Genomic DNA, 20,569 nt, shown 5'->3' with positions numbered 1-20,569 from the left:
TCGACCTCGCCCGCCGCGCTTTCAAGAAACGATATGTCGCACATATATACCGCGGCTCACAAGGCTCGACGCGACCTTGTCGATTCTGTCCGGACCGCGCAGTAGATCCACAAGATCTTCGATGGGATGGTTGGCGTGGCGTTTAGCGCGGAATCGAGTAGCGCGGATGCCAACAAACGCCCCTCCTCCGCACATATCTACCGCCGGTGACACGGTTCGGCTCGACCTTGTTGACTTTTCGTGCGGACCGCGCAGCAGATCCACAAGATCTTCGACGGGGGTGGCTGGCGGCGTTTGACGCGGACCGGGGTGACAGGCGCCGCGGTTAGCACGGGATCGAGCAGTGCAAGTGCCTACAAAACGCCCTTCTTCGCACACATATCGGCGACATAGAGCCACGAGAAGTTGGCCTCGGTCACCGTCCCGTTCGGACTTACCCCTCCCGCCGGCTCACGCCGATGCGGGCGAAGCCCCCGAGGCGTTGTCGCACCGGGATCGGGCCGGTAGCGGGGTGAAAAGCGTGTGGCGCACGGACCCGGCCGTGCGCCACGGGGCCTTGCATGCCCGTATTTCTAAAGGTTTTCAGGGTTGCCGCGTCAGCGGTTTTACCGAATCGGCCAGGACTATTGCCAGCGCCAGTAGCGCGGCGACCGCCAGCAGTCCTTTCAGGACCGTTACGTGGTCGCCCAGGAAACCGACCAACGGTGGGCCGCCGAGAAAGGCGCAATAGCCGATCGTCGCCACCACGCTTACTCGCGGTGCCGCTTGTGCGGGGTCGTCGGCGGCGGCGCTCATCCCGACCGGGAAGCCCAGTGACGCGCCCAATCCCCAGAGCAGCACGCCGAGGAAGGCGATCGCCGGCGCCTGACCGAAAACGAACAGCGCAAGACCGACCAGGCTGACGCCGGCCAGGGCTCGGACCACCGGCACCCGGCCGTAGCGGTCCAGCCAGCCCGGGCCGAACCAGCGGCCGATGGTCATCGCGGCCAGGAACGTGGCGAAGGCGAGGGTGCCGACCGTGGCGGGCACGCCGTAGCCGTCGATCATCGCGATGCTGATCCAGTCCAGGCCGGCACCCTCGGTGAAGGCGAAGGCCAGCACGAACAGGCCGATCAGCACCGTGCGTGGCTCCCGCCAGGTGGCGAGGGCGCGGGCCACCCGGCTGGCCGGCGGGGCGGCGTGCACCGGGTCGATCGGGACCGGGGGTTCCAGGTCTTCCGGCTCGTCGGCGACGAATGCCTGGACGGCCAGCATGACGATGATCGCCACCAGGATCGCGGAGATCATCAGGTGCACGGTGACGGAGAGGTGCAGGGCGACCGCGCCGGCGCCGATCAGCGCGCCGGCCACCGTGCCGATGCTGTAGCCGGCGTGGAAGCGCGGCATGATCGCCCTGCCCAGGTGGCGCTCGACCACCGTGCCCTGCACATTCATGGCGACGTCCCAGCCGCCGTTGGCGAAGCCGGCGAAGAACAGTGCGATCACCACCGGCACCACCCCGAACTGGTAACCGATCGCCACCCCGGACAGGGACAGCCCGAGCAGGCCGGCCATCGCGGTGACCGTGCGGCGGGAGCCGAAGTGGGCGACGATCTGGCCGGCCAGCACCAGCGACACGATCGAGCCGGCCGCGATGGCGAGCAGCACCAGGCCGAGCCGGGACGGTGACAGCTCGAGTTCGTCGCGGACCTGCGGGATGCGCGCGGCCCAGCTGGCGCTGGCGAAGCCCATCAGGATGAAGGCCGTGTAAACGCCGCGGGTGGCGGCGCGGATCGGGGTGCCGACGACGGCGGTCGTGCCCACGGTCAGAGCCCGACCAGCCGACCGACGATCTCCCGGGTGCCGGCCCGGTCGAAGGTGGCGGTGGACAGCGTAAGGTGCATGACCATGCCTTCGATGAGCGCGTCGACGCCCCGGGCGGTCACCGGATCGACAAAGCGTTCCAGCACCGTGCGTGACCGGCGCATCCAGGACTCGGTCACGCTGCGCAGCGCGGGATTGCGCAAGGCGGCGAGATAGAGCTCGTACGCGACGGCCCAGTCGCGTGGGTCGGCGCCGGCGTCGCCGTGGATGAGGTCGGTGACCGCGTCGGCGAAGCCGGTCAGGTCGCGCACGCCGTCGAAGTGCGCCTCGTAGAGCGGCGACATCCGTTCGGCGTGCCGGCCGAAGGCCTGTTCCAGCAGGTCGTCGACCCCGGTGAAGTGGTAGGTGATGGAGCCGAGCGGCACGTCGGCGGCGGCCGCGATGCGGCGGCTCGTGGTGCCGGCGACGCCGTGCTCGGCGACCACGTCGATGGCCGCGTCGACGATGCGGCTCTTGCGGTCGGGGTCGTAGCGGCGGGCCGACCGCGCGACCGGGATCGCGGTCACGACTCGACCGCCCGGATGACTCGTGCCGGATTGCCGACCGCGACCACGTCGGGTGGCAGGTCCCTGGTGACCACCGCGCCGGCACCGACCACCGTGTTGTCACCGATGGTCACCCCGGGCAGGACGAGCGCGCCGCCCCCGAGCCAGACGTTGTGTCCGATGGTGATCGGCTTCGCGGCTTCCCACTTGTCGCGCCGCGGGCCGGCCGCGACCGGGTGCAGCGCCGTGAGCAGTTGCACGTTGGGCCCGATCTGCACGTCGTCGCCGATCGTCACGCGGGCGACGTCCAGGCTGATCAGCCCGAAGTTCGCGAACGTGCGAGCGCCGACGAAAGTCTGGTAGCCGTAGTCGCAGCGGAACGGCGGGCGGATCTCGCTGTTCTCGCCGAAGGCGCCGAGCAGGTCGGTGAGCAGTTCGTGGCGCAGCGCGTGGTCGTTGGGGTCGGCCGTGTTGATGCGGTGGGTGAGCGCCATGGCACGCTCCGAGTCGCGGGCGAGTTGCGGGTCGTCGGCGATGTACAGCTCACCGGCGAGCATCCGGTCCCGCATGGTCCGGGTCTCCTCCATAAGAACGAGCGTACACACGATATGTACGCTCGTACGTAACTCCCGGGACTAGACTCCGCTCGTGATCGCTGAGCCGCCCTGGGATGTCGCAGTAATCGGGGGCGGCCCCGCCGGACTGGCCGCCGCCTACACCTCGGCCAAGGCCGGTGCGCGCACCGTCGTGCTCGAACGCGCCACCCATCCGCGCTACAAAACCTGTGGTGGTGGCCTGATCGGCACCTCGCTCGCGATCGCCGAGTCACACATCCAGGTGCCCGGTCGCGACACCATCGACGCCGTCACCTTCACCCGGAACGGCCGGCGCACCTTCACCCGGCACGCCCGCCGCCGGCCACTGTTGACCATGGTCCGCCGCGACGACTTCGACCACGCCTGGTATGAATCGGCGGTCGCGGCCGGCGCCACGGTCCGGCAGAACTCCCAGGTCCGCTCGCTGACCCAGACCGATGAGGCGGTGACCGTCACCCTCGTCGACGGCACCGAGATCGCCGCCGGCGCGGTGGTCGGCGCCGACGGCTCGGCCGGCATCACGTCCCGCCACGTCGGCGTCACCTTCGAGCAGCAGGACCTGGGCCTCGAAGTCGAGATCGCCGCCACCGAGCAGGACCGCCGGCAGTGGCGCGGCCGGGTGCTGCTGGACTGGGGTCCCCACCCCGGCTCGTACGGCTGGGTCTTCCCGAAGGACGACGAGCTCACCGTCGGCGTGATCATGACGAAGGGCCACGGCGCCGAGACCAAGCAGTACCTTCAGGACTTCGTGGCCCGGCTCGGCCTGACCGACCGCAAGGTCGTCCGCGACTCCGGCCACCTGACCCGCTGCCGCCGCCCGGACTCGCCGCTGCGGCACGGCCGGGTGATCGTCGCCGGCGACGCGGCCGGCCTGCTCGAGCCGTGGACCCGGGAGGGGATCAGCTTCGCCCTGCGTTCGGGCACCGCGGCCGGCGCGGCCGCGGCCGCCGGCGACCTGCCTGCTTACGAGCGCCAGGTCGCCGAGGAGCTGGTCCCGGAGATGACCGCCGGGCGCCGCATGCTGGCGGCGTACTCCCGACGCCCGCTGCTGGTGCACGCCGCGATGGCGACCCCGGTGGGCTGGCGGGCCTTCGAGATGTTCTGCCGCGGCGAGATCGCGATGGCCGAGGTCATCCGCCAGCCGGTCATCCGCGCGGCCGTCAGCCTGCTGGGCTGACGCCTCAGTAACGTCGCGGCCAGGGAGCCCACGGTCATCCGCGCGGCCGTCAGCCGGTTGGGCCAGCGCCTCAGAAACGTCGCGGCCAGGGAGCCCACTGGACCGGGGCGGCGAAGCCGCTTCGCCGGGCCTCCCGGGCGTCGGCGGCGGTCAGCGGACCCTCCCGCCGGGCGTTGAAACCCGCCGCGATCAGCCGGGTCTCGAACCACGAGCCACCCACGCCGCGGCGGACCCGCTCCCAGAGACCGCCCTCGACCAGCGCCTCCACCTGGGTGCGCAGCACCTCGGTCAGCTTGCCCGGATCTTCGCCGCAGTCGTCGCACCCGCAGGCCGGAAGCGCCTCGGCCCACCATCGGCCGAGGCGCACCATCAGCCCCGGGAAGTCGGTGAACGCCACGGCGAGGGGGCCGGCCGCCGGCGTTCGAGGAATGAGTCGCACCATCCGGACCAGAGCCTCGGTCGGACCGAGCAGCTCCTTGGTCTCCCGTCGCTCCACCATGTAGCGCTCGGCGAGGCTCTCGAGCATTGCCTCGGCCGTGTCGTGCAGCATCGCGAATCGGGCGGTGCCGGTGGTGCGCGGATCGGCCCTCACCTGCGCCATTATGCCGTCGGTGGCCTGCCGCTACCCGAATGACGGCCGAGGTTGGCGAATGATGAACGGCTCAGCTGCCGAACTCGCCGGCCTTGACGGCCGACAGGAACGCGGCCCAGGAGGCCGCGTCGACGGAGAGGACCGCACCATTGGGGTCCTTCGCATCACGTACGAGGTAGGTGTCACCCACCGTGGCGATCTCGACGCAGGTGTTCGACGCGCAGCGAGACGACCGCCGCCATCGCAATTTCTCCGTCTGCATGATCATTTCCGCACCTCCGTGACGGTTCCCGTCATCCACGGTAAGGGAACGGCAAAAGAGTGCGGAGGAGATGACATGAGTGAAAGCCGATGCATTGCGGCATTCATCACCGAAAATAGCGTGATGTCCGCTAGTTTTACGCCGGTTAAGTCCTCTATGTTACGTGTACAGCCAATAGACGCATGGCCTCGCGCCCGGAGATGACACCGATGTCAACGGGCTCGGGGGCACTTCGGAGCGCGAGGCCAGCGCCACTATCAAAAGCTGAACTCGCCCTGGTTCACACCTGCGACGAAGGCCAGCCACTCTTCAGGCGTGAACTTCAGCGGCGCGTGGTCGGGGTTCTTCGAGTCGCGAACCATGACGCCGCCCTCGACCTTGGCGACCTCGACACACGCGTTGCTGGCGCACTTGCTGCTCTTGCGCCAGTTGACCGAGTTGGACTCCATTGTCTGTCTCTCCACACAAAAGGAGCCCGCAGCCCGATCCCGGGCCCTACGGGCTCAGTGATGGCTACGGGTTCTTCCTGTGGCGGATCTGCGCTTCCAGGTCCTTGATTCGGCTACCCATGAAGTCGATCGTGTCTTCCTCGGTAACCGCGGCGTTCCAAATTTTATCGAAGCGCTCGTGATGCTTTCGGACCGATAGGTCCTCCACGATCTCGTCCTGCAATCCGGTCTCCCGATAGAGAACTTCGCTGCGCTCTTCGGCTTTCCCGGACTTGAGGGTGAGCAGGTCGAACGTGGCGTTGTTGGTCACCGCCGAGTCAAAATCGAACGGAATCATCCGTAGTTTAATCTTGCCTGTGGTGACCAAGTCATAGGAATCGCGCAACTGCTCGAGAAATACCTCCGGAACGCCGAGAGTGCGGCGCAGGACCGATTCGTCGAGGAGAGCGAAGATGGTGAGCCCCTTACCCAGCCGGCCCAACACCGTTTCACGGCGGAACTGCCGAATCTCGACTCGAATCCGTCGCGTCTCCTGCGCGATGTCATCGTCCGTGTAGGTCTCGAGGTTGGCGTGCCCGTAGGCCGGCGTCTGCAACGGCCCGGGCATGTAGTACACCTGGTAGTACCTGATCTCGACGGCCTCGGCCTCGTACTCGATGAGGCGCAGCATCGCGTCGGTCAGGTGGTCCCGCATCCCCGTCTGCTGGTACCACGCATTGCGCTGCCGGGTGCGGGCGATCTTGGCGAAAGCCAGCAGCTCGGCGACCAGTGTCCGATCCTTGACATTGAGGAACGTGAGCAGCGGCCTAAGATCGTTCGGAGCGATGCTGACGTCGCCATTCTCAATCCGAATGACTTTGCTCAGCGACCACTCCATGGCCTCGGCGACCTGCGGCTGAGTGAGCTTGGCCTTTTCCCGGGCGTCACGCAGCGCCAATCGCACGTGTCGACGCGCGATGATCGGCGAGACGTCCTCGGCCACGGTCTCTTGTAATCCTTCGGAGTCGGTCGGGGCAAGACGCCACCTCGCTGACTGCCAAGCGGCCGTCGGCGAGGTGGCAACATGCTATCCACTGTCCTACCAAAACGACGAAGCGCTTACCTGGTGTTTCTCAAAACGAGATGAGTCACGCCACGATTCCTCGTGGTGATCGTCATGCGGCTGCCGCGTGCGACCGATAGCGGGCTGCGCCGACGTTCTCCAAAGACCTCTTCAGACCGCGCTTGACCTGGTTGAACATCGTGAGATCACGAGTCGAGTAGACGGTCACCTCGCGGCCTCGGTGGATGGCTCTGATCTCCCAGGAGGGCACGGCCCGTCGGCGGAATGTGGCGATCGCCACCATCGCCACAGCGACACCGGCGAGTGACAGACGGACCAGGAGTGCGTCGACGAACATCGCGCTCACCCCGATGCCGGCGGCGGCCAGCACGGCCGAGGCGACGACCTCCGGGCGGGGGCCGGCGATTTTCACATCGCGCCGGATGACGCGAACCTGGTGCAGGTGCGCGATATCGAACGCGCGGAGCGTGCCGGTCAGCCAGAGAAATTGGGTCTCGGTGATCACTGCGTCGTGGCCTCGGTAGAAAACGCGCATGTCCACTCCCTCGACACTGGGCGAGAAGGGAAGGTCGCGATGGCGCAGAGAGAATCCCGACTCGCGAGCCCGGACCAAACGATGTCGAAGAGGGAAAAGCGGCGCTCGGTTGCCGCCGAAACGCCGCTCTTACTGCTCCCCTTCGAACTCCGCCCTCCGGACTGTCTGTAACGAGTACACCATGGCTAACTGTCGGCTGGCTACCCCTCAACCTGCTAGTTGGCACATTAGCTCTTTACGCTGCTCAGGCTGCCTGTCGATCCCATGGTTCGCACTCTTCCAGGGCACGCCGAAGGGCCCGGGCGACCTGGTTGAACACCCGTTCGTCCGGTGAGGTGTACAGAGTGATGGACCGTCCGTGGTAATCCGCCCACAGTGCCCACTCGCGTGTGCTCAACTGGGGACGGAACAGGACCTCGACGACACGGCCCGGCACGGCGATGCGAACGTTGCGCAGCCCGCGGATCGCGAACTCGCGTGGACTCGGCGTGCGCCGAACGAAGAGTTCGCTGGTCACCAATGCTTCGCGCCCACGGTAGTAGAGACGCATGACGAACTCCCTTCCGGTTCTCCTTGCGAGAAGCGGGAAAGGCGAGCCACCATTGGCGCAGAGAGAATTCCCCGCCTCGCTCTGACGGAGCTTGGAGGCGACAACGGCACCCGGTTGCCGCCGGGTGCCGCTGTACTGATCCCTCTTCCGAACTCCGCCCTACTGGTAGTAGAACATGCCAGCAGGCAGTCCGCCACTACTCAATCTGCCAGGTTGCAGATTGCGTGTAGGCCGTACCCGTCCGGTGCTGTCCGTCACCCTGACCGCCGTGTGGCGTTTCATTCATGTACGCCCCGGGTAGGCCAACTGCGACGAGACAGGACAAATCTTCAATATTCGCAGGTAGAAGGGCGATGACCGCATGGAGAGCCGCCTGAGCATCGCGGGTCAAGCGGTGCAACCGATCCTCGTGATGTTCCCGCTCGGTCTCTTCTCGATGGCCGTGATCTTCGATCTGGCGAACCTCGCCGGTGGCCCCGGCATCCTCGGCACGCTGGCCTACTGGAACGTCGTCGCCGGCCTGGTCGGCGGATTCCTGGCGATGCTGGCCGGGGCGATCGACACGGCGTTCGTGCGCCGTCCGGTCGCGAAACGCATCGGCGTCCTGCGTGCCCTGCTCAACATGGGCGTGCTGTTCCTGTTCGCCGTCATCCTCATGGTTCGGGTCGGCGCACCCGACCGCGCCGCCGGCGTCGGCCTGTTCCTCATCGAGCTGCTCGCCCTGACGATCTCCGGCTTCGGTGCCTGGTTCAGCGGCGAACTCGCCAACGGGCGCACCCCGGCATTTGCCAAAGCCGCCGTGGGCAACCGCGGCTACTGATGGTTTGCGGTCAGCCCGCCCGGGAACGCCAAGGGGAACGGAAGGGGCTGACACGATGAGCACCCAGCTTCAGGGCAAACGGATAGCGTTCCTGGCCACCGACGGGGTGGAAGAGGTCGAGTACACCGAACCCCGCAAGGCCGTCGAGGCGGCCGGCGGCACCGCCGAACTGATCTCCCTCAAGGACGGCGACATCCAGGCCGTCAACCACATGGACAAGGCCGGCACTCACCACGTCGACCGCACGGTCCGCGAGGCCGACGCCGCCGACTACGACGCCCTCGTGTTGCCCGGCGGCGTGGCCAACCCCGACTTCCTGCGCGCGGACCCCGACGCGGTCCGCTTCGTCCGTGATTTCTTCACCGCCGACAAGACCGTCGCGGCCATCTGCCACGGCCCCTGGACCCTGATCGAGGCCGGTGTGGTCAACGGCCGCACCATGACGAGCTGGCCGAGTCTGCGCACCGATCTGGCCAACGCCGGCGCCACCTGGGTCGATCAGGAGGTCTTCGTGGACGACCGGCTGGTCACCAGCCGTAAGCCCGACGACCTCCCGGCCTTCTGCGCGGCGATGGTCGATCGCATCGCCGGCTGACGCGACCGGAAAACAGAAACCCCAGGCCTTCTGGCCTGGGGTTTCTTACTGAGCCGCCTGACGGAATCGAACCGTCGACCTACGCATTACGAGTGCGTCGCTCTAGCCGACTGAGCTAAGGCGGCAACGAGGGATAAGTGTACGGTATGCACCCCGCTGGGTTCTGTCGGACCCCGGGACTACTGTGCCATGAGTGACTGTCGATCACTCCCCGTCCGCCGAGGCGGAGCGCGTCGCACCTCCCCGCCCCAGCAGCATGGACCCGAAGGAGCTCGGCTTCACACCGCAGCGCCCGGTCGGCTGGCTGGCGCCGCTGCTCCTGCTCAGCACGGGCGTGCGCACCCTGCTGGCCATCCTCTTCGGGGCCTACCTCGACAAGCGCGAGCTGCAGAACTCGCTGGACGGCTCCTGGTTCGACCAGTCCGTCACCGAGGACGGCGAGATGTGGCTCGACTACGTGGCCGACCTGGGCGACGGCTTCCACGCGACCTATTCGGTGGCGTGGCTGCTCGCCCAGGACCGGCTCACCGTCGACGGTGCCGAGCTGCCCCGCGGCCGGGTGCTGCTGATGGGCGGCGACCAGGTCTATCCGCTGGCCAGCGGCGACGGCTACGAGAGCCGGATGAAGGGCCCCTACCGCGCGGCCCTGCCCGAGCCCCCGGCCGGACGGCTCCGCCCCACCCTGTTCGCGCTGCCCGGCAACCACGATTGGTACGACGGTCTCACCGCGTTCCTGCGCCTGTTCGCCCGCCGTAAGGACGGCCACATCGGTGGCTGGCGCACCCAGCAGCGCCGGTCCTACTTCGCCGTGAAGCTACCCGGCGACTGGTGGCTGTTCGCGATGGACGAGCAGTTCGGGGCCTACATCGACGACCCCCAGCTGCTGTATTTCGAGGAGGCCGCGAAGAACGTCGGCCCGCAGGACCGGATCATCCTGATGACCCCGTCGCCGAAGTGGGTGAAGGCGGCCGAGGACCCGGAGACCTACGACGCGATCGACTACCTGATCCGGATGATCCTGGCGCCCACCGGGGCGAACGTGCGGGTGCTGGTCTCCGGCGACCTGCACCACTACGCCCGCTACAGCGGGGAGGACCGGGAGCTGATCACCTGCGGGGGCGGTGGCGCCTACCTTCTTGCCACCCACCAACTGCCCGAGCAGATCACGGTGCCGCCCGAGGAGACGCTGACCCGCAACAAGAGCCGCAGCCGCACCTATGGTCTGCGCTCCTGCTTCCCCGACAAGGCCGCCTCGAGGCGGATGAGTTGGGGAGTCTTCCACCGGGTGCCGACCCGCAACCCCGGCTTCGTCACCATGCTGGGCCTGATCCAGATGCTCACGATGCTGGCCATGGCCGGCGCGGCCAGTCAGGGGGGCAACATCCAGCGGCTGTTCACGATCCCGCTCAGCCTGATGCTGGTGCTCATCATGGCCGGAACGGTGATGTTCGCGAAGCCGCCCGGGGCGTCCCTGGCCCACCACACCCGGCACTGGCTGTTCGGGCTGACCCACGGCTTCGCCCAGGTCGGCCTGGCCGTCCTCGGCGCCTGGCTGTGGCTCAACCTGCCGGTGCACGACTGGGCCTGGCCGGGGCCGCTCGTGGTGGCCGCCGTCGTCTACTGGCCGGTCGCCGGGTTCCTGTCGACCCAGGTGTGCGCGCTCTACCTGCTGATCGCCGGGATGTTCGACGTGAACGTCAACGAGCTGTTCGCGGGCCAGGGCATCGAGGACGCCAAGAGCTTCCTGCGACTGCACATCGCCGCCGACGGCACGCTCACCATCCACCCGATCGGCATCGACAAGATCTCCCGCAAGTGGTCGGCCGACCCCGACGGCTCCCAGCACAGTTCGTGGCTGAAACCCGACGAGCCGCTGGTGGCCCGCCGCATCGAGCCGCCGATCGTGGTGCGCTAGGGCCTGTCGGCAGGACAGGCCCTAGGCGTAACGCTCCTCGTGGGACTGCCGCGGGCCGCAGACCGAGGCGCGGCTGCAGGAGCAGCGCGAACCGTCGGCGTCCATCCGCACCACGACCTCGTCACGGGGCACGCTGTGCGCCACCACGCGGCCGTCACCGGTCGGGGTGGTGACCCGGGTGCCGACGGCGGGGGCGGTGGCCTGGAATTTCTGGTACAGCGGGTGTTCGTATTTCAGGCAGCACATGAGGCGGCCGCAGGCACCCGAGATGCGCAGCGGGTTGAGCGGCAGGTCCTGATCTTTCGCCATCCGGATCGTGACCGGCTCGAAGTCGGTGAGGAAGGTGGCGCAGCACAGGTCGCGGCCGCACGAGCCGATGCCGCCCTGCACCCGGGCCGAGTCGCGGGCCGACAGCTGGCGCAGCTCGACCCGGCAGTGCAGGGTCGCGCCCAGGTCGCGCACGAGCGAGCGGAAGTCGACCCGGTGCGGTGCGGTGAAGTAGATCGTGGTGCGCGGGCCGCCGGAACCGGCCTGGTCCAGCACGTGGTCGACGGCGACCACCTTCATCGGCAGCTCATGCGCCTTGATCAGTTTCTTGGCGGCGACCTTGGCCTCGGCCTTGCGCTTGCGCAACAGGTCGTCGCGGCGCAGGTCGTCGTCGCCGGCCAGACCCGCGACCTTGGGGAAGGCGGCCGTCTCTTCCTCCACCCACTGCGCCGCCCAGACGCACTCCGCCACCTCGGGGCCGTCGTCGGTCGGCACCAGCACCCGGTCGCCGACCTGCGGTGAGAACTCACCCGGATCGAGGTAGTAGAGGCGGCCGTACCGGTTGAAGCTGACCGCGCACAGCATGCCCATGCCGACCACACTACGACTCTCGCTCGGCCGCACCAAATGCCGGTTTTGGACTACCCGCTGGGGTTGTCGTATAGATGCATCGCAACCGCCCAGATCGACCTTCGTTGGGCAGATCCGTAGACACCGCTCCATCGCGGAACACTTCGGGAGGAAACTGCCCATGACGCCCGTAAGGTCGCTGGCCGCCAGTGTCGTCGTACTCGGATTTGCCGGCACGATCGCCGCGCCACTGCCCGCTTCGGCCGCGCCGGCGCCGTGCGAGCGGACCGAGAACTACGCGGCGCAGTCCGGCGCCGAGGCGCTCCGGATCGACAAGCTCGAGATGCACGCCGCCGAACGGGGCGAGGAACGCCCGGTGACCAAGGACGAGGACACCGACGAGGAATCCGCCGGGAAGGGCGCGGCCGACCGGATCCTCGGGACCGGCGCCGCCGGCATCGACCCGACGACCGACAACGGGGAGGACGCGGACACGCTGAGCGAGGGCATCGGCATCCTCGGCAAAGCAGTCCTCGACTCGGTCGACCCGCACGGCGTGATCCCCCGCGCCGACTCCGAGCCGTTCAGCAGCCCGGTCGAGTCCGGGGACGCGGAGTCGGCCACCGGCGGTCAGGGTGGCGGCGGCGAGGCGGACGAGGCAACGGTCACCGTTCGCGAGGTGGGCCTCGGGGAGGCCCGGACGGCCCTGATCGGTCCGGCCAAGGTGAAGTCGGCGGCCGTGGCGCGCATCCTCGACGGCAAGTCCACCGACCACGCGTCGTGGACCAAGCCGGTCGTCCAGCAGGCACCGCCGTCCCACCCGAAGGCCACCAAGCGCAGCACGGGTGGCGGTCAGGCCGGTCCATTGAAGATCGGCGCCGGTGAGGTCTCGGCGCACGCGCGGTGGGACGACGGGATGGCCTGCGGCAGCACGGCCGGGGAGGCGGCACGTTCGCAGTCCTCGGTGCGCGGCGCGGCCGTTCTCGCCGGGGCGGAGACCGCTCTGGTACGCGTACCGGAAAAGCTTGCCGGAGTGAGCACCACGGCGCTGGAGGGACGCGGCGGGGCCGCGCGGACGGTGGCCTCGGCCACCGTGATCGCCGGCCGGATCGACCTGGCCGGTGGCCGGGTGCGGGTGCGGGTGCTGCGGGCGCCGGCGCTGACCGCGACGATGTCGGCGACCGAGGGCGGCGAGGTGCGCTACGAGCCGGCGCTGATCGAGGTGTCCGGCGACGGGATCGCCACCGAGCGGCTGTCGGCGGCCGGCGCCCAAGCCGAGTTCACGCTGCGGCCGGACCGGCAGGCGATGGAGGCCGGGCTGCTCGGTTCGGGTCTCGGCGGGCTCGGTTCGGGCTCGGCGTTGCCGCTGCCGCACGTTCCCGGTGTGCCCACGGTGAACATGCCGCCCGCGATCGGCGGGCCGGCACCGGAGTCAGCCCCGGCCACCGCCGGATCCACCCGGGTGCGCATCGCGCTCGGCGAGGTGCGGAAGGCGAAGAAGGGGCACGCCATCGCGGCCCGGGCCACGGCGATCACGATGTCGCTCGAGCAGGTCGGCGCGCGCGGCAAGTCCGGTTACGGCGGCAAGCCCGCCTCGGCGTCGCTCAACCTCACCTTCGGTCTGATGGAGGCGGCCGCGGTCGCGCCGGAACGGCGGACCGTCCCGCACGACACGGCGGGCGAGGCCGGTGGACTCCCGATCACCGGGCCGGCGGTGAGCGGTCTGGCGATGGGTGGCGTCGCGCTGCTGGTCACCGGCGTGGCCGCGGTTCTGCTCGGCGTGCGCCGCCGCCGGACTCGCCAGTAGCATCCGGCGCGCGCCCGGAACGCGATTGGCTTGATGGACATATGTCGATCCCCTGACGGTGGAGGGCGGGGCGACCGGTCGTGCCGTCCTGCTCCGCCGAGTGTCCCGAACAGGCCGCCAGGCCAAGACAATCGTCGATTCATGGCGCAAAGTAAGCGGCACACCTGCGGGGGGTGCAGGAGGACGCGGCGTCGCATTCGGTGCGGTACACCCGAATGCGGCGCCGCGCCCATGCGTACAGCCCCTCACATCGGCAGCGGCTCGGCCAGGTCGGTGGAACCCAGCAGAAGATCGTCGGCGTCGGCGTAGTTGTCGGCGATCGTGCGCAGGGTGCGGGTCGCCACGGCGGCCGCCGCATCGGTCTCGACCGTCGTCGGCGGCGATCCGGCGCTCACCGCCAGGGCCAGCGCCTCACCCGAGGCGAGCACCGTGGCCAGCGCCTCGGCCAGGTCGGCCCGGGTCTTCGTCATCCAGTCGGCGAGCGCCTGGGCGAGATCGGCCGTCGCCTCCAGCCGCTCGTCGAGACTCTCGTCGTCACCGCTGAGCCGGTCGGCGACCCGGCGGCGCACCGCGTCGTAGGCCTCGGCGGCCTCGCCCGTCCAGTCGTCCGGCGGGGGCAGGTCGGCGGCCGCCTCGGCGCAGGCCCGGGCCTCGGCTCGCAACTCGGCGACCGTCTCATCGAACTCGGCCGGCCGCAGCCCGGCCACCGCCCGCACCGCGTCACCCGGCAGCAGCCGCACTCGCCGCAGCTCCCGCCACACCTCGTGCCCCTCTGGCGCGCCGGACGTCGTGAGCAGGTCGTCGACCCGGTCGAGCAGCGGCGCGCAGACGGCGAGCACCTCGTCGAGACGGTCCATCACACCTCCCGGGCGAGCCGGCGGCGGGCCGCCTCGTCGGTCTCGGTGTATTGCCGCGCGGTCGTCCGGACCGCCTGCGCCGCGTCGGAGACCCGGGCCGCGAGCCCGCCGGCCTCCCGCGCCCGCGCGGCCAGCACGGCGGCCCAGCGCGCATGCAGCTGCCGCCCGAGGCGCCCGGGCACCCCGGCGTCGTCGGCCGCGAACGCGTCGGCCGCGACGGCCAGCGCGGGCATGCGCCGGTCGACGGTGGCGAGCGTGTCGGCGGCTCGGTCGAGCCGGTCGGCGAGGTGGTCCATCTCAGTCCTCTCCCAGAGGGCGGTGCTTACCGAAAACCTCGCCCTGCAGCTTTTCCCGCGCCCAGCGGGCGGCGTCGGCCGCCGCCGTGACGACGGCGGCAATCTCCCGGGCGAACTCGGCCGGGTTGCGGTTGTGCAGCGTGCCGTGAATGCGCACGTCGAGGACCGCTCCCGCCGCGGTGACGACGACCTCGATCGAATTGTCGGGCGAGTGCACCGACACCGAATGCGATGCCACAGCCTTGTCGAACTCGTCACGCAGCCGCTCAAGGCGTTGATAGCGCTCGATGGCCTCGTCGATCCACGCCTCGTCGATCTCGCGTGCCATGCCCCCAGCTCCTCACCGCGAGTCAGCACCCCATCGCTGTCCGGCACCAGACCGTACCCGGTTGAGTTATCCGTTCGCTACGGGCAGTTGTCCCCTGTGGATAACTCGGGTTTTGTCGGAGGGGCGCAATACCATTCCGGGCGTGAGTGACGTCTTCGCTGACCTGGCGGGTCAGGACGAGCCGGTGGAAACGCTGCGCCGGGCCGCCGCGGCCGCCGCCCGAGTGGTCGCCGGTGAGGAGGTCGCCGCCGGCGCGATGACCCACGCGTGGATCTTCACCGGTCCACCGGGCTCCGGCCGGTCGGTGGCCGCCCGGGCGTTCGCAGCCGCGCTCGAGTGCGAGCGGGGCGGCATCGGTTGCGGCGACTGCCACGGCTGCCACACCGCGCTCGGCGCCACCCACGCCGACGTCCGCTTCGTCGTGCCCGAGGGTCTCTCCATCGGCGTCAACGAGATGCGTGCCCTGGTGCTGCGGGCGGCCAGCGCCCCCTCGGGCGGCCGGTGGCAGGTGGTCGTGATCGAGGATGCCGACCGGCTCACCGAGCAGGCCGGCAACGCACTGCTCAAGGCGATCGAGGAGCCGCCGCCGCGCACGGTGTTCCTGCTCTGCACGCCGTCGACGCACCCCGACGACATCTCGGTGACCATCCGCTCCCGCTGCCGGGTGGTCAGCCTGCGGCAGCCCCCGGCGACCGCGGTGGCCGAGGTCCTCGCCCGCCGTGACGGCGTCTCCCCCGAGGCGGCGGCCTGGGCCGCGGCCGCCGCTCAGGGCCACGTGGGCCGGGCCAAACGCCTGGCCCGTGACCCCGAGGCACGCAGCCGCCGCGAGGCGGTCCTGGCCGTTCCCCGGCGCCTGACCGGGGTCGGTGCCTGCTACGAAGCGGCGTCCGCCCTGATCAAGTCGGCCGAGGCGGAGGCCGCCGAGATCTTCGCCGAGTCCGACGCGTCCGAGCGCGCCGCCCTGGAGCAGGCACTCGGGGCGGGCGGCACCGGCCGGGGGGCCGCCGGCGCCATGCGCGGAGCCGCCGGCCAGATCAAAGACCTGGAGAAACGGCAGAAATCCCGGGCCACCCGCTCGAAGCGGGACGCGCTCGACCGCGCCCTGGTCGACCTGGCCGGTTTCTACCGCGACGTGCTCATCACGACGCTGCGGGCGCCGGTCTCGGTGGTGCACACCGACGTGGCGGCCCAGTCCGAGGCCGCCGCCGGCAAGTGGACGGCCGAGAGCACCCTGCGCCGGCTGGAGGCCGTGCTGGCCTGCCGGGACGCCATCGACCAGAACGTGAAGCCCGACATCGCGGTCGAGGCGATGATGCTGACCCTCTGGCGGGGCTGATTCAGGGGTGCATGGTGGCACCCTTCAGAACCTTGTCGACCGCGTTGCGCGGACCATGGACGGCCAGACCGACGAGGTCGAGCTGATCGGTGCCGACCGCCCGCACCGCCGCCCGGTTGTCATCGTCGTTACCGGTGGCGAAGAGGTCCGAGGTGAAGACCGAAATGGGCAGATTGCGGGCTATCGCGCGGCCGTGCGCCGCCGTCAGCAGTTCTTTGCCCCCGGCGAAGACGAGGACGGGCTGGCGAAACATCGGAAGGTACAGCTGGCCGTCCGCATCCTGATAGGGCTCGCCCATCAGCTCGGGGATCGCCGGGCCGATGCCGCTGACCAGAAAGGCCGTGACGTTCAGGCGCTGCCAGGTGAGCAGGTCGTCGCGGAGGAGCACCGCGATCTTCGTGTCAAATGCCATGGACCGATGATGGAGTGGCCGATGACCTGCGGTCTTGTACGATTTTGACGTGTCGGAATTCGCGGCGTGGCGCCCGCGCCTGGACGGCGTGGTGGAGGTCCTGCACGCCCATCTGACCGGCCACGCCTACCCGATGCACGCCCACGACTCGTGGACACTGCTCCTGCTCGACGACGGTGCCGTCCGGTACGACCTCGACCGGCACGAGCGCGGTGCATTCGGCGCCCAGGTCACCCTGCTTCCCCCGCACGTGCCGCACAACGGCACCCCGGCCACCCCGCTCGGCCTGCGCAAGCGGGTGTTCTACCTGGCACCGGAGGCGCTGCCGGCCGGGCTGATCGGCGCCTCGGTGGACAACCCCACCTTCACCGACCCGTCGCTGCGGCGCCGGATCGCCGACCTGCACCGGATCATCCGGCAGCCGGGTGAGGACCTCGAGGCCGAGAGCCATCTGGCCGACATCGCCGAGCGGCTGCGTGCCCGGCTCGGCCGGCCGGAGTTGCCGGACCGGCTCGACCGCACCCCGGCCTACCGGTTGCGCGATCTGCTGGAGGCGCACGTCGTGCCGGGGATCACCCTGGCCGAGGCGGCACGCACTCTGCACTTCCATCCGGCATACCTGGTGCGGTCGTTCAGCCGGGAGTTCGGCATGTCCCCGCACCAATATCTGATCTCCCGCCGGGTCGACCTGGCTCGCCGGTTGATCCTGGCCGGCGATCCGCTGTGGTCGGTGGCTCCCGGCAGCGGCTTCTACGACCAGCCGCACCTGATCCGGCACTTCAAGCGCATCCTCGGGGTCAGCCCCGGCGCATTCACCTGAGGCGACGGGCCGGGTCGTCCGGAGTGTCGTCCTCGAGGCCGAAGACCTCGGCCATCTCCTCGAGCGGAGGCGGCGCCTGCAAATCGGGCGCGTCCAGGTCGGGGCCGGGCGGCACCGCGGTCGAGGCCGGCGCCGGGGGCTCCTGCGGGGTGGCCAGCAGGCCGGCCAGGCGGCTCGCCACCGCGGCGCTGATCTCGTCGGCCGGTCGGCCCGCGTCCAGCACCAGGTAGCGCTTCGGGTCGGCGGCGGCCAGATCGAGGAAGGCGTAGCGGACCCGCTCGTGGAAGGCCCGCGACTCGCTCTCCAGGCGGTCCTGGCCCTGGCCGCGCGAGTCGACCCGGCTCAGGCCGACGCCGGGGTCGACGTCGAGCAGGACCACCAGGTCAGGCTTCAGGCCGCCGGTCGCCCACGAGGAGAGCCAGGAGATCTCGGCCACCGGGAGAGTGCGACCGGCGCCCTGGTAGGCGAGCGACGAGTCGACGTAACGGTCGCTGACCACCACGGCACCCCGGGCCAGCGCCGGACGGACGACGGTGGCCACGTGGTGGGCCCGGTCGGCGGCGTACAGCAGGGCCTCGGCGCGGGGGGCCGGCGCGTCGCCCTTGTCGAGGACCAGGCGACGGATGCGGGCGCCCACGTCGGTGGCGCCGGGCTCGCGGGTGACCACCACGTCATGGCCGTCCGCCTCGAGGGCCGCGGCGAGCTTGCTGACCTGGGTCGACTTGCCGGCACCCTCGCCGCCCTCGAAGACCACGAAGACGCCGGTGCGGACGAACTCCTCGTCCGGGCTGAGCGGGCGGCCGCGGATCGAGCCCCACAGGTCGGCCAGGACCGGTACGCCCCGCTTGTCGTCCATCTGCCGGAACGAGCTGATGCCCACCCAGATGCCGATCGCACCCGCGACCAGCAGCAGGACCCGGGTGGCGGAGACGTCGATGTCGAAGGCGCCGAGGTCGACCCGGCGGGAGCTGCCCAGGCCGACGAGGAAACCGGAGAGGGTGATGGCCAGCAGCAGCACCATCCGGACGCCGATCTGCACGACCGCGAAGACCCGGCCCCGGACCGCGTCGTCGACCTCGCCGTACAGCAACGTCGTACCCGCCAGGAACGCCATGCCGGCGCCGGCTCCGACCAGAAAGGCCCCCGCCAGGGCCATCGATAGATGGAAGGCCAGGCCGAGGAACATCACCGAGCCACTGGCCAGGACGATGCTCATGCCGAACCATCGGCGCCGGGAGAGCTCACGGATGATCATCGGCCCGAGACCGATGCCGACCGCGAGGCCCATGAAGATGACGCCGAAGAGCAGGTAGAAGGCGGCCTCGCCGGCGCCCAGCGAGGTGGCGAAGGTCTTCGCGGCGCCGATGACCACACCGCCGGCCGCGAACGCGCCGAAGATGCCCAGCACCAGGCCGCGGACCAGCGGGGTGGTGCCGATGTATTTCCAGCCGTCCAGGAACTGCCGGAACATGCTCTGCTGCGCGGCCTCCTGCTGGCGCTCGGCGCTCTTGCCGCCGATCTCCTTGATGCCGAAGAAGACGGTGATCGCGGTGGCCAGGCGGGAGAACGCGTTGAGGTAGAGCGCGAGCTGGACGGGCTGGGCCCAATCGGGCAGCGTGACGCCGGACTGCTGCACACCGGCGGTGAGCGCGGAGAGCGCGAGCGCGGCCAGGATCGGCGTGATGCCGTACGTGGTGACCAGGGTGAGCTGGTTGCTGACCTCGATGCGGCTCTTCGGGATCAGGTTGGGGACCGCGGCTTCCTTGGCGGGGATCCAGATCAGCGTGATCGTCTCGCCGATGAACGTGGCGATGGTGGCCCAGGCGACGATGACGCCGGGGGACGCGCCGATCAGCGCCACGATCGGGATCGAGCCGTAGAAGACGAACCGGATCAGGTCGGTGATGACCATCGTGTAGCGGCGGTCGAACCGGTCGGCGAAGACGCCGGCGATCGGGCCGAGAAGAAGAGCGGGCAGCAGGCGTACGGCGATGGTGCCGCCGAAGGCCGCGCCCTGACCGGCACTGCTCTGGAACTGGGCGGCCGCGAAGATGCCGGTGGCGAGCAGGCCGATCCAGTCGCCGAACGAGGCGAGGCCGAGCACCAGCCACAACCGGCGGAACGGCCGGATGCGCAGAACGGAGCGCAGCGCGGCGACCCCCGATAAGTCGACAGGTCCGGTTTCGCGCGTTTCGGTGTCGATGGTCTTACCTCCCGTGCTCCCAGCCAGGGAGCACTCTAACCGGCGATGCCGACGAGCCTGGTTTCGCACGTTCGGGTGGCGAATAAATGAATGTCTTTCGCGTTGCCGCCGAAACGGTTAACGTGCTGGCGTGATCGTCGACCGGACCACTCTGCAACGACGCCTCGACACGGCCACCGGCCACCTCGAGACGCCGATAGCCGCGGTCGACCTGGCCGCCTTCGACAGCAACGCCACCCAGCTGGAAGCGCGGGCCGGCGGCAAGCCGATCCGGGTCGCCAGCAAGTCGGTGCGCTGCCGGCAGCTGATCGAGCGGGTGCTGGCCCGGCCCGGCTGGCGCGGCGTCATGGCGTACACGTTGCCGGAGGCGATCTGGCTGGTCCGCGAGGGTGTCACCGACGATGTGCTGGTCGCATATCCGACCGTGAACCGGGCCGCGATCGCCGAGCTGACCTCGGACGAGAAACTGGCCGGAGCCATCTCGATCATGGTCGACTCGGCCGCCCACCTCGACGTCGTCGACCGGGTCACCTCGCCCGGCAACCGGCCCGACGTGCGCCTCTGCATGGACCTCGACTCGTCCTGGAAGCCGGCCGGGCCACTGCACGTGGGCGTCCGCCGCTCACCGGTGCACTCGGCCGCCCAGGCCTCCGCGCTGGCCCGCCGACTCGTCGCCCGCCCCGGCTTCAAGCTGGTCGGCATGATGTCGTACGAGGCGCAGATCGCCGGCGTCGGCGACGACCCGCCCCGGCAGGCGCTCCGCGGCCGGGC

Annotated in this window: 23 protein-coding genes and 1 tRNA gene; 8 read left to right on the top strand and 16 right to left on the bottom strand. The window is 69.8% G+C overall.

All coding sequences use genetic code 11. The features are described from left to right. Window positions 1-582: 582 nt before the first annotated feature. From Ato02nite_RS35270 to Ato02nite_RS35260, 3 genes are read right to left on the bottom strand one after another with little or no spacing between them, the layout of a single operon-like run. Window positions 583-1,803, bottom strand: coding sequence for an MFS transporter (locus Ato02nite_RS35270; RefSeq protein ID WP_246607855.1), 1,221 nt, complete (start codon window positions 1,801-1,803; stop codon window positions 583-585). 2 nt (window positions 1,804-1,805) lie between these two features. Continuing rightward, window positions 1,806-2,369 carry a TetR/AcrR family transcriptional regulator gene (locus tag Ato02nite_RS35265; protein ID WP_213011015.1) on the bottom strand — a complete coding sequence of 188 codons (564 nt, stop codon included), beginning with the start codon at window positions 2,367-2,369 and terminating at the stop codon, window positions 1,806-1,808. Continuing rightward, window positions 2,366-2,935 (bottom strand): sugar O-acetyltransferase, encoded by a 570-nt coding sequence (locus tag Ato02nite_RS35260; protein ID WP_246607853.1) that lies wholly within the window; start codon window positions 2,933-2,935, stop codon window positions 2,366-2,368. The genes Ato02nite_RS35265 and Ato02nite_RS35260 overlap by 4 nt, the downstream gene beginning before the upstream one ends. 61 nt (window positions 2,936-2,996) lie before the next feature. Here Ato02nite_RS35260 and Ato02nite_RS35255 point away from each other — a divergent pair, with 61 nt between their 5' ends. Beyond that, a complete protein-coding gene (locus Ato02nite_RS35255) occupies window positions 2,997-4,121 on the top strand; it encodes a geranylgeranyl reductase family protein (RefSeq protein WP_246607851.1) in 1,125 nt (374 codons plus the stop codon). Window positions 4,122-4,191: 70 nt separating this feature from the next. Here the strand turns inward: Ato02nite_RS35255 and Ato02nite_RS35250 are convergent, their stop codons facing one another. The 6 genes from Ato02nite_RS35250 to Ato02nite_RS35225 all read right to left on the bottom strand — a co-directional run bounded on the left by Ato02nite_RS35250 (window position 4,192) and on the right by Ato02nite_RS35225 (window position 7,572). Then, complete coding sequence (locus tag Ato02nite_RS35250; RefSeq protein ID WP_246607849.1) at window positions 4,192-4,713, bottom strand: DUF6226 family protein; 522 nt, start codon at window positions 4,711-4,713, stop codon at window positions 4,192-4,194. Window positions 4,714-4,783: 70 nt separating this feature from the next. Next, window positions 4,784-4,981, bottom strand: a complete 198-nt coding sequence (locus Ato02nite_RS35245; protein ID WP_213011013.1) for a DUF397 domain-containing protein — start codon at window positions 4,979-4,981, stop codon at window positions 4,784-4,786. A 251-nt stretch (window positions 4,982-5,232) separates the two neighbouring features. Then, the gene (locus Ato02nite_RS35240) at window positions 5,233-5,424 is read right to left on the bottom strand and encodes a DUF397 domain-containing protein (RefSeq protein WP_213011012.1); all 192 of its coding nucleotides are present in this window, start codon (window positions 5,422-5,424) and stop codon (window positions 5,233-5,235) included. Between the two features lie 64 nt (window positions 5,425-5,488). Continuing rightward, window positions 5,489-6,406, bottom strand: coding sequence for a helix-turn-helix domain-containing protein (locus Ato02nite_RS35235; RefSeq protein WP_213011011.1), 918 nt, complete (start codon window positions 6,404-6,406; stop codon window positions 5,489-5,491). Between the two features lie 172 nt (window positions 6,407-6,578). Then, window positions 6,579-7,022, bottom strand: coding sequence for a DUF6232 family protein (locus Ato02nite_RS35230; RefSeq protein ID WP_213011010.1), 444 nt, complete (start codon window positions 7,020-7,022; stop codon window positions 6,579-6,581). A 244-nt stretch (window positions 7,023-7,266) separates the two neighbouring features. Further along, complete coding sequence (locus Ato02nite_RS35225) at window positions 7,267-7,572, bottom strand: DUF6232 family protein (protein WP_213011009.1); 306 nt, start codon at window positions 7,570-7,572, stop codon at window positions 7,267-7,269. 361 nt (window positions 7,573-7,933) lie between these two features. On the opposite strand from Ato02nite_RS35225, the gene Ato02nite_RS35220 reads away from it, so the two are divergent. Next, complete coding sequence (locus tag Ato02nite_RS35220) at window positions 7,934-8,392, top strand: DUF2231 domain-containing protein (protein WP_213011008.1); 459 nt, start codon at window positions 7,934-7,936, stop codon at window positions 8,390-8,392. A 55-nt stretch (window positions 8,393-8,447) separates the two neighbouring features. Further along, a complete protein-coding gene (locus Ato02nite_RS35215) occupies window positions 8,448-8,987 on the top strand; it encodes a type 1 glutamine amidotransferase domain-containing protein (RefSeq protein ID WP_213011007.1) in 540 nt (179 codons plus the stop codon). Window positions 8,988-9,038: 51 nt separating this feature from the next. On the opposite strand, the gene Ato02nite_RS35210 is transcribed toward Ato02nite_RS35215, so the two are convergent. Next, a tRNA-Thr gene (locus tag Ato02nite_RS35210) sits at window positions 9,039-9,112 on the bottom strand. Window positions 9,113-9,243: 131 nt separating this feature from the next. Here Ato02nite_RS35210 and Ato02nite_RS35205 point away from each other — a divergent pair. Beyond that, on the top strand, window positions 9,244-10,902 hold the full coding sequence (locus tag Ato02nite_RS35205) for a metallophosphoesterase (RefSeq protein WP_213011028.1): 1,659 nt from the start codon (window positions 9,244-9,246) through the stop codon (window positions 10,900-10,902). A 21-nt stretch (window positions 10,903-10,923) separates the two neighbouring features. On the opposite strand, the gene Ato02nite_RS35200 is transcribed toward Ato02nite_RS35205, so the two are convergent. Next, entirely contained in the window at window positions 10,924-11,760 is an 837-nt protein-coding gene (locus tag Ato02nite_RS35200; protein ID WP_213011006.1) for a PSP1 domain-containing protein, read from the bottom strand. Window positions 11,761-11,920: 160 nt separating this feature from the next. Between Ato02nite_RS35200 and Ato02nite_RS35195 the strand changes: the two genes are divergently transcribed. Next, window positions 11,921-13,546: a hypothetical protein gene (locus tag Ato02nite_RS35195; RefSeq protein ID WP_213011005.1), complete on the top strand. Its 1,626-nt coding sequence runs from the start codon at window positions 11,921-11,923 to the stop codon at window positions 13,544-13,546. Window positions 13,547-13,791: 245 nt separating this feature from the next. Here the strand turns inward: Ato02nite_RS35195 and Ato02nite_RS35190 are convergent, their stop codons facing one another. From Ato02nite_RS35190 to Ato02nite_RS35180, 3 genes are read right to left on the bottom strand one after another with little or no spacing between them, the layout of a single operon-like run. Further along, window positions 13,792-14,403, bottom strand: coding sequence for a hypothetical protein (locus Ato02nite_RS35190; RefSeq protein WP_213011004.1), 612 nt, complete (start codon window positions 14,401-14,403; stop codon window positions 13,792-13,794). Then, window positions 14,403-14,699, bottom strand: coding sequence for a hypothetical protein (locus Ato02nite_RS35185; RefSeq protein ID WP_213011003.1), 297 nt, complete (start codon window positions 14,697-14,699; stop codon window positions 14,403-14,405). The genes Ato02nite_RS35190 and Ato02nite_RS35185 overlap by 1 nt, the downstream gene beginning before the upstream one ends. A 1-nt stretch (window position 14,700) precedes the next feature. Then, the gene (locus Ato02nite_RS35180; protein WP_213011002.1) at window positions 14,701-15,027 is read right to left on the bottom strand and encodes a YbaB/EbfC family nucleoid-associated protein; all 327 of its coding nucleotides are present in this window, start codon (window positions 15,025-15,027) and stop codon (window positions 14,701-14,703) included. 142 nt (window positions 15,028-15,169) lie between these two features. On the opposite strand from Ato02nite_RS35180, the gene Ato02nite_RS35175 reads away from it, so the two are divergent. Next, window positions 15,170-16,363: a DNA polymerase III subunit delta' gene (locus Ato02nite_RS35175; RefSeq protein ID WP_213011001.1), complete on the top strand. Its 1,194-nt coding sequence runs from the start codon at window positions 15,170-15,172 to the stop codon at window positions 16,361-16,363. 1 nt (window position 16,364) lies between these two features. Here the strand turns inward: Ato02nite_RS35175 and Ato02nite_RS35170 are convergent, their stop codons facing one another. Then, a complete protein-coding gene (locus tag Ato02nite_RS35170) occupies window positions 16,365-16,775 on the bottom strand; it encodes a DUF2000 domain-containing protein (protein WP_213011000.1) in 411 nt (136 codons plus the stop codon). Window positions 16,776-16,824: 49 nt separating this feature from the next. On the opposite strand from Ato02nite_RS35170, the gene Ato02nite_RS35165 reads away from it, so the two are divergent. After that, window positions 16,825-17,595: a helix-turn-helix transcriptional regulator gene (locus Ato02nite_RS35165; RefSeq protein ID WP_246607847.1), complete on the top strand. Its 771-nt coding sequence runs from the start codon at window positions 16,825-16,827 to the stop codon at window positions 17,593-17,595. On the opposite strand, the gene tmk is transcribed toward Ato02nite_RS35165, so the two are convergent. Then, window positions 17,588-19,708, bottom strand: coding sequence for a dTMP kinase (gene tmk, locus Ato02nite_RS35160; protein WP_246607845.1), 2,121 nt, complete (start codon window positions 19,706-19,708; stop codon window positions 17,588-17,590). The two genes, Ato02nite_RS35165 and tmk, sit on opposite strands and share 8 nt — an antisense overlap. 220 nt (window positions 19,709-19,928) lie before the next feature. Between tmk and Ato02nite_RS35155 the strand changes: the two genes are divergently transcribed. Continuing rightward, the coding region (locus tag Ato02nite_RS35155; RefSeq protein ID WP_213010998.1) for an alanine racemase at window positions 19,929-20,569 on the top strand (641 nt) is incomplete at its 3' end.

It is taken from the genome of Paractinoplanes toevensis (assembly GCF_018332695.1).
Classification (GTDB): domain Bacteria; phylum Actinomycetota; class Actinomycetes; order Mycobacteriales; family Micromonosporaceae; genus Actinoplanes; species Actinoplanes toevensis.
Note: the sequence above shows the minus strand (reverse complement) of the source record. Positions and strands in the feature narration are given on the sequence as shown.